Genomic DNA, 14,420 nt, shown 5'->3' with positions numbered 1-14,420 from the left:
TTAATCGGCTATTGATTGGCAATATGCCTAACCTACAACTTAGTAGTTGAGAAAAAGGGTTTTTCAGGGACGACTAATGTAATGTTCAATAAAACCGGACTCTTTGCTAAGATCCTTCTGAAATTCTATTAGTGGCATCTCCTCAATAGTCGTATGAATGCGATAGCCATTATAATAAGCAATATATACTTATATATCGGTTTTAGCAGAATTTTTGATTAGAAAGATTTCGATTGCCAGTCAGATCAATAAGCAAAAGCTGTTTCTTTCCCGTCATAATGTAATCCATTGGCCGATTTCAGTAAAAGTTCTGCGAAAGATTTGATACATGATTAGGCCATACCTTATTTAATCAAAGCTACAACTAACAGGAGGCGCAATAGCAGGAAGCATGGCACCTGTTGCCAGTCACAAGAAAAGAGAGATCGAGAAAATCAATCATTAAATGATTATTTAGTATTGAGACTGATATTCCAACTTTACAAATCTATTTCAACACATCAGCACTTTTTCAAGAATCGATAAATTTTTTCCATCATCAATCTTCCGAACTCTGCATTACCATGATGTTGATCTTTTTTATCAACACGTCTAAATCTTGGATTCATAAATCCTTTTGCATCAACCCATGAAGAATCAATCTCGATCACAGGAATAGACTTTCTTGATAATTCATTTATTACATAATTACGATAAGAATTATGAATATACTTAACTTTCTCTTCTCCATTCATCAAAACAGCATAGTGGTGATGGAAGGGCCATGGTGGTTCTATAACGAAGGTGCGTGTAGTCCTGCCAATGATATCAAGAAGTTTTAAAGCATACTTAACGTCATCTTCAATAATTCTTAGTAAAAGCTTATCTGAAACTAAATTATCATTTCCACCCATTGACCATGGGCTATGTTTACACCAATTCATCCTCCATACTCGCACAGTATGAAGGGGTGCAGAGAATCCTATAAAATCATATTTTTCAGCCACTGGCGGCAATCGATCAAAGTGCTGCTTATATTCAGGATCAATAATCTCAGCAAATTTGCCTTGATCCTTAAAAAATGGGGTTGGTATTATACGGCCATTCCCTAGGGGTTTGATAGTAACATCAGCTAGAAAAGATTGTGGCCCTAGCTGGCGGCGTTGACCCTGTAATAGCGTACCTAGGTGACTGTCTCCTGTTATTAATACCTTCATTTTTTGGTATCGCCGAAGGCTGCCAACAATTCTTCATCACAAACAAGATCATCAACATCAATCTCTGGGGCAGCGGTTTGATCAGGTTGAAGCTGATTTTCCTTAGGCGGTTTATGTTCACGGAAAAACTGTTTCATAACATAATCGACGCCGACATCTGCAACAGACCGCATATCCGTTTCGTAGAACGTTCCTCTCATGACATGAGAAGAGATGATCTCGAAGCTGGGAAAGTAATCAACATACGAATACTTATCTGCCAAGAAACCTGCAATTGATCTTAAAATTGACTTTGAGTAAGTCGTTGCAACGAGAACCTGCTGGTTAGTGGCAGTAGCCATCAAAGGGACAGGACTGACAGTAAGAATGAATTTCATTCTTTGATTGATCGCTCTGGCACGGGAGATGAATTCCTCCAAATCCGCTCGAATCATTGGAAAATTAAAGTTTACAAATTTGTACTTTCCATGATCAAAAGTGCCTCCACGTGTCCCTGGGCATAGTGGAAAAACAGCTCCATCATCTTTTGAAATCCATGCCTCAGTCAAACCCAGAGTAAAAACAAAGACATCTGTTTGTTCAAAAAGACTTGACACTGCTCTCAAATGGGCATTTCGCAACACTTCAACTTCTTCAATTGATGGAAATGGTTCGGGTTCGATTGTTGGACGAAATGGGTCTACGAATCCATCTCCCAACTCCCATGCACATTCTGTGGGATGAAACTCGCCTAAAGCACGTTGAAGCAACTGAAGCAACTGGCGTGGCGAATAGACGTTGCCATAACGGGCAGAATACATGCTGTAACCGTATTCAAGCCACTTGTCTTTATTTAACGCTGGGGGTGGACGCTCAACATCTACAAAATTGAAACCGCTCGTGCGTAAATATCGTCCAATATGCTGCGCAAAGCAGCTTCCAGCTGTAGAGATTCTGGCATTGGTGATAGGCCACTTTTTTGTGTACCAATCTGCTATCTCAAGAAAGTGTGGCTCAGCGATTGTTTGCCGCCAAAACGCCTTCCCAGGCTGATACTTGTAAGGATGATCCGAACTCATGTTATACCTTTTTTAGTTTTGGTTTGTAAAGGTAGAAATGTTGTAATCTTGATAAACATAAATATAACATGTGAAGAAAGTTCGACAAATACAGGAACGTCACTATTAGTTTTCTTCCTTAATTGATTTAATCGCTTCCCGGGCGCAGTAACGCAATTACCTGTGCACCCATTCTTCCAAAGGAAAGCTATCCGTTGCAACTACCAATTCCGGATTGAGTGGCGGCTCATAAGGCGAAGAAATGCCCGTGAATTCTTTCACCTCGCCAGCCCGGGCACGACGGTAAAGACTTTTCACATCGCGCTGTTCACAGAACTCCAGCGGAGCCTGGCAATAAATCTCAATAAAGTCACCATGTGAGAACAGGCTGCGACCCGTTCCAGATCCCTGCAAAAAGGTGAAATAAAAGCAGGTAACGCAATTACACCTGCCTCGGTGAGGAGTTTGGCCGTTTCAGCGATGCGCCGGATCTTCAGCTGAAAAACCAAGATCCGAACAGAGACTGTGACGAATATTGTCCTCATCCAATACGAAAGTTCGACATCCTTGGAGATGCAGTTTCTCTTCTACGGCATGAGCCAAAGTCGATTTGCCAGTACCGAAAAACCCAGTAAACCATAGCATGACAAAGCAGTGACCATTCTGTTGTTCCCGACGATAGCGGGTCACGGTGGCATGATACTAAACGGTATTAGCACTTTTATTCATGTAAATAGTTGGATGAAGGTCACTGCAAATCTGAGTAGAAGCGTCCAAGAGGTGTAAGTGTGCCATCCTTTTCAAACAAGTGCGATATGCGTACCTCCTCATGTCTCAGTGAGTAATTTCCTGCGCCGAACCGTGCGTAGCGCTCAATGTATGGCCGCTTTTCCAGTTCAGGTAAAACGGCTTTCATAAAAGCGAGCACTTCTTCCTCCGAATAGCGATTGCTACCAAGCTTGTTCTTCGCCTCCCAATCCGCCACTGCGAATTCCGTTATCCAAATAGGCATACGATATTTTTCATAAACAGCATCAATCTTTGCCAGAAACTTTTGTGGGTCTGATGGACCATACAAATGGACAGCCATAAAATCTACTTTGAGTTTCTTCTTTTGCATCTCATGATAAAAGCGCTCAAACCATGGACCGAGCACTCCAGCGGGTGCCGGAGATCCAAGGCGCTCAGCTAGGGGCTCCAACCTGATCCACTCTCTGACGGCTTCCTGCACAGACATGTTGGATTGATCAACTTTATTTGGTTCGTTAAAACCAAGCAGGATTCCTCAGAGTCTGTTCCCTATTTTCGTGCGTTAAATTTTTTTTGATAACCGCCGACTTAAAAAGTCTGATTCCAAGCATTAATTACGTTTAATGAATGTTCCATGCACTTTGTTTACTTTGTCGCGCAATTTATGGACTAGTTGCGCTATTGCATAAAAATCCCTTGGACTCGGCAATGAGCGGACATCACTGCCCTCCAATTGCTCTGATAGCCACCTCAAAGTGTCGGGCTTGACCTGCAGAAGATCACCTTCATTCCGAATAGCATCGTCATCATCTGCGCGGTCACCTTCGCCTAGCGAAACTCCAAGCCTCTCTTCCATCCAAGCTAAGTCGGCGGCATTTTGTTCGATAACTGGCTTGATTAGACTGAAAGACAAGCGAAGCTTGGGGCCGCCGATACGCATTAAGGCCATAATCAGGTTATTATTTTCGCGTACGACATTGGGGCCAATCCCGTATCCAGGCCCAAATTTTCGATAAATAAACAGCAAAGAAAGTGCCTCTCGAGGAATTGCCTCATTGACGCGATGGATATCGCTTTCCGGAATAGTCGCGCCGACACGCTTTGAGAAATCGCGCACAACACACCCGCCAGGGAAATCTCGCGAAGAAAACGGCCAAAGTAAGACGTTCTTCCGCCCGAATATTTGGTCAAATTTCCTAAATCTCTTCAGATATTGCGGATAATACCTTCCAACATCGAAATCGCGTGCTTCGCTGGACTTCACAACCTGCTGGAACAAACTTTCCATGAAACCGAACGGCGGGCGAACATACCCAACCGCCACAACATCGTAAACATGCTTGGAAATGGTTGAATGAAGATCGGAAACCTCACTAGGGCTTAACAGGCCACTGATGTCCTCCCCTGAAATGATTCCAATCTCGGCATCTGACTGCAGTTCACGATCGAGTTGCTGCCGCAGACGCTGTCGCTCGCCCTGGACGGCCGCGGCGTTGAGCCCCCGCTTACGATTGAGGTGGTACTTTTCCGGGACCGCGAGAAATGCTGTTGCCAGAGGCCCGCTATGGTTCTCATGCCCAAGATCCAAGTAACGAAAACGTGAATCGCGCAATTCCCGGAACAGCGTCCGCTGAATCGACGAGCTACCCGTCTTGTGCATGCCAACATGAACAATACAGCGTTGCATGAAAACTTCACCCAATAAGACGGCAGAGGACCATTGCTTAAGAACTCTTGCCTGACTCGGGAGCCGTGACGCTTCCCTTCATCGCTTCGAGCTGACCCGATAACCTTTCGACTTCACGCGCCAAGCGCTCAATTTTTGTCGCCTGCACGACTGCAAGTTGCGCGAGGCGGCCCAGAAGCACATCCGTATCGAGCTGGGTTCCCTTTCCATTCTTCATGGGACCGATGTCGATGCCCGGCTGATTGTTCTGCGCAAGCAACTCATCGAGCTTTGCGCGATCATCAGCGCATCGAGCCTGCAGCTGTCCGAGATCGTCGTCCGCTGGAAGAAGCGAAGCAAGATGCTCGCCAGGCCCTACTGCCGCGTTTGCGAACCTGCCGACGAGGTGATCATAAAAAGCAGGGAGCACTTTTTCCTTGACTTGATTATTGAGCAAGAACCGCAAGTAGATTTCGGCTCCGTCAGGACTCTCATTCGCCCGTCGCGGCGAAAGACCAATCTGCTGCATTCCACAAAGCGAAATAAAGTCGCCTAATGTGTCGCCAACGGCATCCAGATTTCTCAGAACAAGGCGCCCCGCACCGCTGTCAGCTACCGCCTTCAGGGGATCACCAAATCGCGGCGTGTTGCGCTTAGCCCACTCCCTGAACGGCTGAATCGGGCCGGGATACGTCTTGTGCTTGATCCCCCATTGGATATATGCGGATCGAGCCCAAGCATCGTGCCGGCGGATGTAGGCCAGCAGAATCACGTCGAGGTCGGGACCGCGCAGCTTCTTCAGCGCGTTAAGTGCCGGCGCGTTCCGACCGAAGAACGATTCGTTGCTCCAGATCAGTGTATGTATTCCTGACGCGCGCGCCTGTTCGAGGGTAGGTTCAAGCACGTCCAATAGCTGCTGCTCGGCAACCTCCGCTGGCAGTGCGTGGAAGGCGTCGTTGACGGTGGTGGGCTCCTGCCAGTCGTACTTCTTCTGGGCCACATACTCAAGCATCAACCCGAGATACCAGAAGCCGTGCTCACGCAGCTTGTCCTGCTGCAGCTTGAGTGTTTGCTGGATCGACGTTGTCCCCGTCTTTCCTGCTCCGAAATGGAAAATGAACTTCAGTGGTCTAAGCTCCATGGTCTAGCGCTTCCGCGGTACTGCCTCGGTCGGCATGTTACATTGTGAATCATGCATCCGCCCGTTGTGCCGGGTATAGGAAAAATAAACGCCCTGAAATATACGATAGGCTGCACATTTAGTCAACCCAAATTCCGCGATTGAATTTTTAATCTCTCCTGTGGATGCTCCGGGGCATGATCGCGGAAGCGAAAGCAGGCAGGAGGCAGTGGATCTGATGGCGAGTATGAGCATGACATCGCTATTTTCAGTGCTATTGGTACATTTTAACTTTTCAAGGGCGAGTTTGTCCTTCCCGCAGTGAGGCGGCACCCACTCCCAGGCTTTGGCATCTCTTGCTGTAACCATCACTTAAATCCCAGACCATGGACAAATTCGCCAAATAGCACCAATCCAGCATTCGCTGTCAAGAACTCATCCGTTGCCTCTACCTTGAACGGAAGCACCATTTTTGCCAAAACTCGCATCATCCCACTTCCTTTCATCACCCAATAAGTGAAAGTTTCACTGGCCCTAATTCTACCGGATCGCTTGTGTGGCGAGGTATTCCTTTACATTACAATTCTTGAATCGCGGATCTTGAGAGAATAATTGGTTCTAAATGCCTACATCTAATCGGGAAGCTCAGCATAAGAGCTGGAGCATATGAAAAAGCCAAGTTTCCCGGGTTATATCCTACAGGTGCACATAATGTGCTTGTTGGTAGATGCGAAATAATTCCTAAACGACCTGGTTCTCCGCGAATTACGATGTTTGTTTTCATTTGCTATAGACCTTAATATGTTTCTCGGCGCACGCAAAAACATCTAAATAGTATGGAAATTCTCTGGTTACGTCTTCGAAAGTGTCTAACTCACGCAATAAAGATACAATTAAAAACTTAAGGCTCAAACTATCGCGTGCACGGAAATTTAACCCACCTTTTCTATTTATTACCTTCTCCGCCATTCCCCCAATATCTGGGCAAATCACCGGCCTCCCAAATTTGAAAGCCTCCTGGATTACTACCGGTGAATTTTCCCACCAGATAGACCCCATCACCACCCAATCGATGGGGGCCATCAGCTTGCTAAGTTCTTCTGGCTCATAGGGGCCGTGGTAACGGACGATATCCTTGTTTTCTGCGAGTAAATGTTTGATTTTGTTTTGGAGTCCTTCCTGTTGCCACTCCAGCCCGGAACCATAAATATCGAGTGACACCTGCTTGCGCACTTTTTTGGGTAGCTGGGCGAACGCCTCAAGAACCAGGTCCACGCCCTTGAATTGGTTGATCTGACCGAAGTAAGCAAACCGACCACGCGGCTCACCAGGCTGCAATGGCCGTGGCGGTATCTTTTCTCCAGGTGGTAGGCCATTTTCAATTACTACGATCTTTTCGGATGGAATTCCCCAAGCAATGTAGCGTTGTCGCAGGAATTCACTGGGCGAGATAAACTGATCAACAAGATTGAAGTAGGTCTTTATATAACGCTCGCGCAAGAAAAAATCCTCAGGGGTGCGCTCGGGAAAACATTGGACGCATTCGCGTGGACTAGATTGATAGCAAAGTCGACCGTCAGTTTTAATCATTTGCCCGAAGTTCATGCAAATGGCGATATATTCGTGCAAAGTCAGCACGATTTTAGCATTTGGACAGATACGTTTAGCGGCCCGGATCATTTCCAAACCAAGCCAGACATAGTGATGAAAATGTACGACATCGGGCTGAATGCTGCGCAACATCTCAGCGAAGTCGCTGTCGTCTCCCAAATTTTTAATAGTAGTAGCAGTAAGGTCAGGGATTCCAGCATTGCCAGCAATGAGATATTCACGTTCGTTCATGATTGCTATTGGTGTGTCAAGGTGAATCAGCTTTTCAGGAGCACGGGCGACAAACCAAGCGTGATGTTGTTCGGTTTGATTGATACCCTTGAACAAATTGTAAGCAGCAATTTCGCCACCGCCCTTGCTAAAGGTGGGATGGGCGTGGCTAAAGATAACGATACGCATGATTAGATTTTACTCCCTTCCGGATTGGCGATTTCGCCTTTAAGGATTTTTTGGTGATAGCGCCAGCCATTGAATAACGTGAGGAGCTGTCGATAGCCGACGATGTCTCCCAGGTTCTGTGATTGACGTTCGAGGTGCCAAAGCTTGGCGGCGGGTATCAGCCAGAGAGTTTGCCCGCGTTTACGTAGCTTCAAGCAGAGATCACTATCTTCAAAGTCACCGATGATATAGCCTTCATCCAGTCCACCGACAGCGTCGTAGTCAGTCTTGCGCAACATGAGACATGCGGCGGTCAGCATCGGATGTTGGGTAGGATCGTCGCCTTTTGTCCAGGCGATTCCCTTTCCTGGATGTACGTTTAGAAGAAATCCCGGGAAAAATGCATCCTGTTTTGGATGCATACCGGCATGCTGAATGGAATTATCGGCAAACTGCAGCAGCGGTCCGACCGCGCCGGCCTGGGGTAACTCGTTCAAGGCTTTATGCAGAATCGAAAGCCAGCCGCTCGCTTTAGGAAGAACATCCGAATTAAGCAATAGCAGAGTGTCTGCACGTGACACATGAGCACCGATGTTGTTGGCGCCAGCAAATCCGAGATTTTTCTCGTACCAAACGAGGCGAAAGGGCTTGCAAAATAGTTGATGATAAGCTGCCGCCATATCGAGGGCAGGAGCCAGGATGCTTGGATCATCGATAACGTAAATGAGATCGACGTTGTCGAAATCCGGGTCGTCAACAAAATGAGCAAGCTGATGGCGCAAGAAGTCATAACGTCCATACAGCGGCACGATGACCGACACGGTTGGCGATGCCGGCAGTTTGCCAAATTGGCGCTCGAAAATGTTGCTCACCTTTTTCCGGTGCGATGCGCTGATGAACTCGATAGGTCGACCAAGAGCTTGATCGAACAGTTCATAAAGCGAGCCGCGGATTTTATCAGGAGCAGGGATATAATTCAGAATGTTCTTGATCAGTTGCAGCGCATTTGATTCTTCAACGGTAGCAGTTAAGAGCTTCAGCCAGACATCACCACGCTCGCCAAAGTGGAAACAAATTGTGCGGAGCTCTCCCGTCTTGGTCGGCATAGGGACGTGGCAAACAAAGCCACACATATCCGTGACTTCAGGGAATCGTTTTTTCAAGTTTTGTGATACATCCAATCGTGCCAATGGAAAAAAGTTAGTTGTAACATCACAGAGTTGACCATCTGGATCATGCACGGTAATGCTTTGTGGTGGCAGCTCTGGTTCGTAGCGCCACCCGAAAAGCAGCATGCCGCCCTCACCCAAAGCAAATACGCGGTCAATAGCAACAACGGTGGTTGCGGGATTATCCACATGGATCGGCAAAGTTTTCTGACAAGCTAGAAAATTAGCACGTATTAACCACCTGAATCGCCCATCAAACTCAAGTAAGCTGCGCATAGCAGTGTTTGCCGAAAGCAGTTGTGTAAGCGGTACAACCAATGTAGGATTGGCATTCATTACGCTCAAAAGCACCGACCAATCAGCTACCTCAGGAGTAGTAGAAAGGATATTTCGGGTTGTATATGTCTGGATTCGAAGTTTGATCTGTGCGAGATCGAGGAAGGTGGGCTCATCGATCAAGACCACAAAGCCTAGTGCACGGGATTTGAGCCATGGAAATGCTGAAAAAAGATCCGATCGGTGCACCTTCCTCAAGCGGTCTTTGATGTCAATTCTAGAGCTTCCTGCTATCAATTCGACTTGAGAAATATTTTCACTTTCAGCAGCAATCCAGCCATGAAGCAACAGTACCTTATCAAATAATACGAGCGCATGATCGATCGCAGCAATTTTTTCTGTTTGCTTATCGAATAACTCATCTTCCTTATCATCCAACCAGAACAATAACTCTTTGTCTTTCAGCTTTTCGGCAATTAGACGTAACGCAGGGCCTGCATAAATAAGCGTTTTCTCTGGGATTGTACTTAGAAAATTCTTGACCAATTGCAGTGCATTGGATTCTTCGGTAATGGTTGCGAGCTTCAGCCAGACATCACCACGTTCACCGAAGCGAAAACAAATTGCGCGAGATTCTCCTGCTCTAGTCGACATGGGCACATGGCAAACAAAGCCGCACATGTCCGTGACTTCAGGAAATCTTTTTTTCAAATTTTGCAACACATCCACTCGCGATAAAGGAAAAAAGCTATGTGTAACATCACAAAATTGACCATCCGGACCATGCACGGTAATGCTTTGTGGCAACTGTTCAGGTTCATAGTGCCAGCCGAAAAGCAACATACCGCCCTCACCCAAAGCAAATACGCGATCAATAGCGACAATGGTAGTCGTGGGATTGTCCACATGGCTCGGCAAAGTTTTTTGACGGGCAAAGAAATTAGCACGCATTAACCACCTGAATCGCTCATCAAAGTCGGGTAAGTTGCACATGGTAGTGTTTGCCGCGAGCAGTTGTGCAAGCGGTGCAACCAATGTAGGATTAGCATTCATTACACTCAAAAGAATCGACCAATCAGCCACGTCCGGGGCAGCATGAAGGTTATTCCGGGTTGTGCGTGCTCGGATTCGAAGTTTAATTTGTGCAAGACCAAGAAAGTCGGGTTCATCGATCAAGGCCACAAAGCCTAGTGCACGGGATTTGAGCCATGGAAATGCTGAAAAAAGATCCGATCGGTGCACCTTCCTCAACCGGTCTTTGATGTCAATTCTGGAACTTCCTCCTATCAACTCGACTTGAGAAATATCTTCACTCTCAGCAGCAATCCAGCCGTGAAGCAAGAGTACCTTGTCAAATAATACGAGCGCATGATCGATCGCGGCAATTTTTCCTGTTTGCTTATTGAATGACTCATCTTCCTTATCATTCAGCCAGGACAATAATTCTTTGTCTTTCAGCTTTTCGGCAATGAGGCGTAACGCAAAGCCAGTATGAATAAAGGTTTTCTCCAGCACGCTGGTATCATCCGTCAATGTGGTCAGCATGACGGATTGCTTTGATCTTAACTGTTTATCAAATGCAATAATAATTTCGTCTGCACCAGTAGCATCAAAGGGTATCCAAGCTACGATACCAACTTGCGAGCGGTTACTTTTACTCATGCCCAATGCCCTGCAAACATCAGGACGAATGGTACGAATACAATGCACTTCTTGTAGATCGGGTTTGAGTGAAAACTCTTTTGGATCACTTTGCTTCGTTTGCACGTAAACACTTTGAACAGGCATTGAGCGGTCATCTATCCAGCCCACCAATATGATGCCGGTATCGATCATTACCGCACATTCAATATAGTGTTTTATTTTCTGTTCGAATTCAGTTTGTATCGGTATTACGTTGCTAGTCTGTGCCCCCTCTAAGACCGCACTTTGGCTATCCCCCATGTTTGCTGGAATTTGAATCGTCAACTGAAAATCAACAGGTTTCATTTTGCTGTTTGCATCGGGTATCCAACGTAACCCGTATGTTCCCTGTTCAGGATTTTTAACGATAAACTCAAAACCTGGATCAAAATCTGAAGTAACAGAATTGGCTTGCAGAACATCATTGCGCGGCATTCGACGAATTTCTGCGTTGACTTCCTTGCCATCTCGAAGCAATGCAAGACCAGGTAAACCTAAACACCACCCTTTCAGTCGAAATTCGTTATTAACAAGTTCCTGTACCTCTAATTTGATACCAGCAATCAAGCGTTTCTTGCTGTCACGCAAAAGAATCGGCAAATCCTCAGGAGACAAACACTTTGTATCAGACGTGGTCAGTTTTTTAAATGCATTTGCTTCTGTATCTGCAACAGGTGTTTTAGTTCTTTTGTGCATGGTGTCCATAAGTCTGAATTTGAATTGGATTAGTAAATGCCAGCGCTAAAAGTCCGGCGCCGATAAGAGTTTGAGTATATAAATAACCCGAGATGCTGCGGCATTTTCCGGCAATAAGCCCCCTTTATGACTTTCGACCATGCCTTCGCCCAGCACGAAGATGCCTTGGCGCAGTAGTCCAATTTATGTGTGATCAATAGTTTTGTTCCATAGACAGATTTTAATTTTAGATAGCGCAGCACTAAAAGTCTCGCTAGCGACCCGACCATAGATGCATCAGAAATAATAGTATCAATCGCGTGATTTTTGTGGATGAGGTCAAAAAAAAACCACTGGTTGGCATGGCTTAAAAAGTCAATGAAAACTTAATAGTCATATTCCAGACGTGGCACAGGTGCTTGGCACCGTCACTGAAAATGATAATGGGACGAATGACGATCATAGGAAATAAAAACTATCGCATGTCTAAAGCATATCGTATGTCTAAAGCGGATTCAACATTGCCCTTAAAGAAAGTTATTCGACCTATGGCTTGATACGTAATGAATGTATCGGCTATTCGCTAAGCTTCTTTAATAAAAAACATTGAATTCGAGACCCAGGTGCTGATTTGGCTATGGAATGATTCCTTACATTAGTTTGCTGTAGCACACACTACTTCACTCGCCTTCCTGGTATTGACCAGGACTACTGTAGAATACTCTACCTGATTCCCGGCACGATCATAGGCACGAGCAGTTATCGTATATTCACCAGGCTTTTTGTCTTTAACATTCCATGATATTTGATAAGGAGGTTTTGCTTTTCTCTGAAGAAGCTTTCCGTTAACTAGAAATTCCACTTTTTCAACGGCCTCGCCTTCATCACTCGCAACTGCATTAAGTGTCTGAGTGCCAGAGATCTTGGCACATTCAAGCGGCCAAGTGAGAACTACGAGGAGCGGTGTCTTGTCGAGCAGCGCGTCCTGCTGCAGCAAGCTGGATAGCGCAATATCGTTCTTCAGGATACGCATATCCTCTAGCGACCGGCCACCACTATTGGGCATAAGCACCAATGGAGTCACATAGGCCGTCGCCTGGTAGCCGTACTCAATTCCGAGCTTGAGCACCTCCTGCCGTAACCATCGTTCTAGCCCCAAACCACCGACAAATTCACCAAGCAGCACAGGCCAGCGTTCGCTGTCAATAGCTCGTCCGTAACCTCGGCCTTGAACGGAAGCACCATTTGTGCCAGAACCCCCATCACCTCGTCTCCTTTCATCACCAGATAGGTGGGGCTATTCCGATAGCCTTAATTCTACCGAATCACTGCCGAACCACTTATGCGACGAGGTATTCCTTTACATTATGATCCTTCAATCGCGATTCTTGGGTTAATAATCAGATTTCACCAGTGACGAGTACCCGATCCAACGTCATCCTCACCAGTTCCTTGGCTTGCTCTTCGGAATCTGTCTCAGCGTAACATCTAAGCTCCGGGGCATTACCCGATGGCCGCAAATGGATAATTTGACCGGAAGCAAACGTTAGCCGCAAACCATCTGTTTCATCCTGACTCACTACGTTACCGCAAGTATTACCTAGCACTTTGGCAACAGTTTGACGAGAGCTCGCTAGTTTTGTGATCAGCACCTGGCTTCGTTCAGTGGGAAATTCCTTGATTCGGTCACTCGCTGTAAAGCGCTGCGGCAGCGATGCCACCAAGGCGGAAAGTGGCACACCTCGCTCTTGTGCCAAAGCAAGCAATGCCAACATCGGCAGGACTGCATCACGAGTCGGCAAAGGTTCCAATATGCAGCCGTTTCGCTCAAACGTATTGCCTACCAAAAAACCACCATTGGCCTCGAATCCAACCACGCCATGTTCCCCAACAGCAAAAGCTGCTTCCATGCCACTGATCACATAAGGCGAACCTATTTTGGTGCGTAGGACATGAGTGAATGCACCACAGCGCTCAATGGCAGTGGTGCTACTAACTGGCGTCACCACTGTTTGCGCATTGAGATATCGGGCGCAGAGCAAGCCTACAACATCTCCGCGCAGCCACCGACCGGTTTCGTCACCAATCAATGGGCGATCTGCATCACCATCCGTCGATAATAGCGCATTTAACCGATGCGCACTAACCCATTCTCGACCCAAAGCTTGATCTTCCTCGCTCACCGCCTCGGTATCTATCGGAACGAAGCTATTAGTGCGACCGAGGGAGACGACTTCGGCGCCAAACTGTTTGAGCAGTTCTGTCAGAAAATCCCTCGCCACACTGGAATGCTCATAGACACCAATCCGTATACCACTGAGAAAATCTACCGGGAAAAATTTTAGATAACGCTCACGATACACAGTGAGTGGGGTTCCGACTGAGATTAACTTCATAGTACTACTATAGGCATCCGCATCGGGTACCACAGCCTGAGTGATGGCAGTTTCGTGATCCTTGCTGATTTCACCTTCGTCGGTGTAAAACTTGATACCGTTGCGATCAAAAGGGATATGGCTTCCCGTGACCATAACGGCTGGCATCCGTTCTTGCAACGCATAGTAAGCCAAGGCGGGAGTCGGCAGCGCACCCGCATATTCGACATCCATACCACGCACTTGAGCTGCCGCCGCACAGGCCCGGATAATTGCCGGACTGCTCGGCCGCAGATCGTGCCCAAGCACAACACGCTTTGCTCCAGGCGTAACTTCCTGCAGAAACGCAGTCGTGTAGGCCCAGCACACACGATCCGTCATATCTGAGACCAGACCACGTGCACCACTAGTACCAAAGCAAATACCCGAATCTTTGATAATATCTTTCAGAAAAATTTTGTTAATCAATATCATCATCCTTCTG

At 46.7% G+C, this 14,420-nt stretch carries 11 protein-coding genes and 1 pseudogene; all 12 read right to left on the bottom strand.

Annotated features, from left to right (window positions below; all coding sequences use genetic code 11):
* Window positions 1–500: 500 nt before the first annotated feature.
* Window positions 501–1,196: a hypothetical protein gene (locus R2Q26_RS10185; RefSeq protein WP_317536170.1), complete on the bottom strand. Its 696-nt coding sequence runs from the start codon at window positions 1,194–1,196 to the stop codon at window positions 501–503.
* Complete coding sequence (locus tag R2Q26_RS10180) at window positions 1,193–2,254, bottom strand: GSCFA domain-containing protein (RefSeq protein WP_317536169.1); 1,062 nt, start codon at window positions 2,252–2,254, stop codon at window positions 1,193–1,195. The genes R2Q26_RS10185 and R2Q26_RS10180 overlap by 4 nt, the downstream gene beginning before the upstream one ends.
* A gap of 156 nt (window positions 2,255–2,410) precedes the next feature.
* Window positions 2,411–2,878 (bottom strand): annotated as a pseudogene (gene cysC, locus R2Q26_RS10175) (adenylyl-sulfate kinase).
* A gap of 103 nt (window positions 2,879–2,981) precedes the next feature.
* A complete protein-coding gene (locus R2Q26_RS10170) occupies window positions 2,982–3,512 on the bottom strand; it encodes a glycosyl hydrolase (protein WP_317536172.1) in 531 nt (176 codons plus the stop codon).
* An 81-nt stretch (window positions 3,513–3,593) separates the two neighbouring features.
* Window positions 3,594–4,670 (bottom strand): hypothetical protein, encoded by a 1,077-nt coding sequence (locus R2Q26_RS10165; RefSeq protein WP_317536168.1) that lies wholly within the window; start codon window positions 4,668–4,670, stop codon window positions 3,594–3,596.
* 37 nt (window positions 4,671–4,707) lie between these two features.
* Complete coding sequence (locus tag R2Q26_RS10160; protein WP_317536167.1) at window positions 4,708–5,790, bottom strand: hypothetical protein; 1,083 nt, start codon at window positions 5,788–5,790, stop codon at window positions 4,708–4,710.
* A gap of 3 nt (window positions 5,791–5,793) precedes the next feature.
* On the bottom strand, window positions 5,794–6,138 hold the full coding sequence (locus tag R2Q26_RS10155) for a hypothetical protein (protein ID WP_317536166.1): 345 nt from the start codon (window positions 6,136–6,138) through the stop codon (window positions 5,794–5,796).
* A complete protein-coding gene (locus R2Q26_RS10150) occupies window positions 6,138–6,260 on the bottom strand; it encodes a hypothetical protein (protein ID WP_317536173.1) in 123 nt (40 codons plus the stop codon). The genes R2Q26_RS10155 and R2Q26_RS10150 overlap by 1 nt, the downstream gene beginning before the upstream one ends.
* 289 nt (window positions 6,261–6,549) lie before the next feature.
* A complete protein-coding gene (locus tag R2Q26_RS10145; RefSeq protein ID WP_317536165.1) occupies window positions 6,550–7,779 on the bottom strand; it encodes a glycosyltransferase family 4 protein in 1,230 nt (409 codons plus the stop codon).
* A gap of 2 nt (window positions 7,780–7,781) precedes the next feature.
* Window positions 7,782–11,582, bottom strand: a complete 3,801-nt coding sequence (locus R2Q26_RS10140; RefSeq protein ID WP_317536164.1) for a glycosyltransferase family 2 protein — start codon at window positions 11,580–11,582, stop codon at window positions 7,782–7,784.
* Between the two features lie 634 nt (window positions 11,583–12,216).
* Window positions 12,217–12,747, bottom strand: coding sequence for an Ig-like domain-containing protein (locus tag R2Q26_RS10135; protein ID WP_317536163.1), 531 nt, complete (start codon window positions 12,745–12,747; stop codon window positions 12,217–12,219).
* A 214-nt stretch (window positions 12,748–12,961) separates the two neighbouring features.
* Window positions 12,962–14,410 (bottom strand): phosphomannomutase, encoded by a 1,449-nt coding sequence (locus R2Q26_RS10130; protein WP_317536171.1) that lies wholly within the window; start codon window positions 14,408–14,410, stop codon window positions 12,962–12,964.
* Between the last annotated feature and the right edge of the window lie 10 nt (window positions 14,411–14,420).

It is taken from the genome of Nitrosomonas sp. Is37, from assembly GCF_033063275.1.
In the GTDB taxonomy this organism is placed as follows: domain Bacteria; phylum Pseudomonadota; class Gammaproteobacteria; order Burkholderiales; family Nitrosomonadaceae; genus Nitrosomonas.
Note: the sequence above shows the minus strand (reverse complement) of the source record. Positions and strands in the feature narration are given on the sequence as shown.

Bases quoted from the DNA above. Each gene is read 5' to 3' on its own strand.
- R2Q26_RS10185 (WP_317536170.1), bottom strand. From the start codon at position 1,196: ATGAAGGTATTAATAACAGGAGACAGTCACCTAGGTACGCTATTACAG.
- R2Q26_RS10180 (WP_317536169.1), bottom strand. From the start codon at position 2,254: ATGAGTTCGGATCATCCTTACAAGTATCAGCCTGGGAAGGCGTTTTGG.
- R2Q26_RS10165 (WP_317536168.1), bottom strand. From the start codon at position 4,670: ATGCAACGCTGTATTGTTCATGTTGGCATGCACAAGACGGGTAGCTCG.
- R2Q26_RS10160 (WP_317536167.1), bottom strand. From the start codon at position 5,790: ATGGAGCTTAGACCACTGAAGTTCATTTTCCATTTCGGAGCAGGAAAG.
- R2Q26_RS10155 (WP_317536166.1), bottom strand. From the start codon at position 6,138: ATGGTTACAGCAAGAGATGCCAAAGCCTGGGAGTGGGTGCCGCCTCAC.
- R2Q26_RS10150 (WP_317536173.1), bottom strand. From the start codon at position 6,260: ATGATGCGAGTTTTGGCAAAAATGGTGCTTCCGTTCAAGGTAGAGGCA.
- R2Q26_RS10145 (WP_317536165.1), bottom strand. From the start codon at position 7,779: ATGCGTATCGTTATCTTTAGCCACGCCCATCCCACCTTTAGCAAGGGC.
- R2Q26_RS10140 (WP_317536164.1), bottom strand. From the start codon at position 11,582: ATGCACAAAAGAACTAAAACACCTGTTGCAGATACAGAAGCAAATGCA.
- R2Q26_RS10130 (WP_317536171.1), bottom strand. From the start codon at position 14,410: ATGATATTGATTAACAAAATTTTTCTGAAAGATATTATCAAAGATTCG.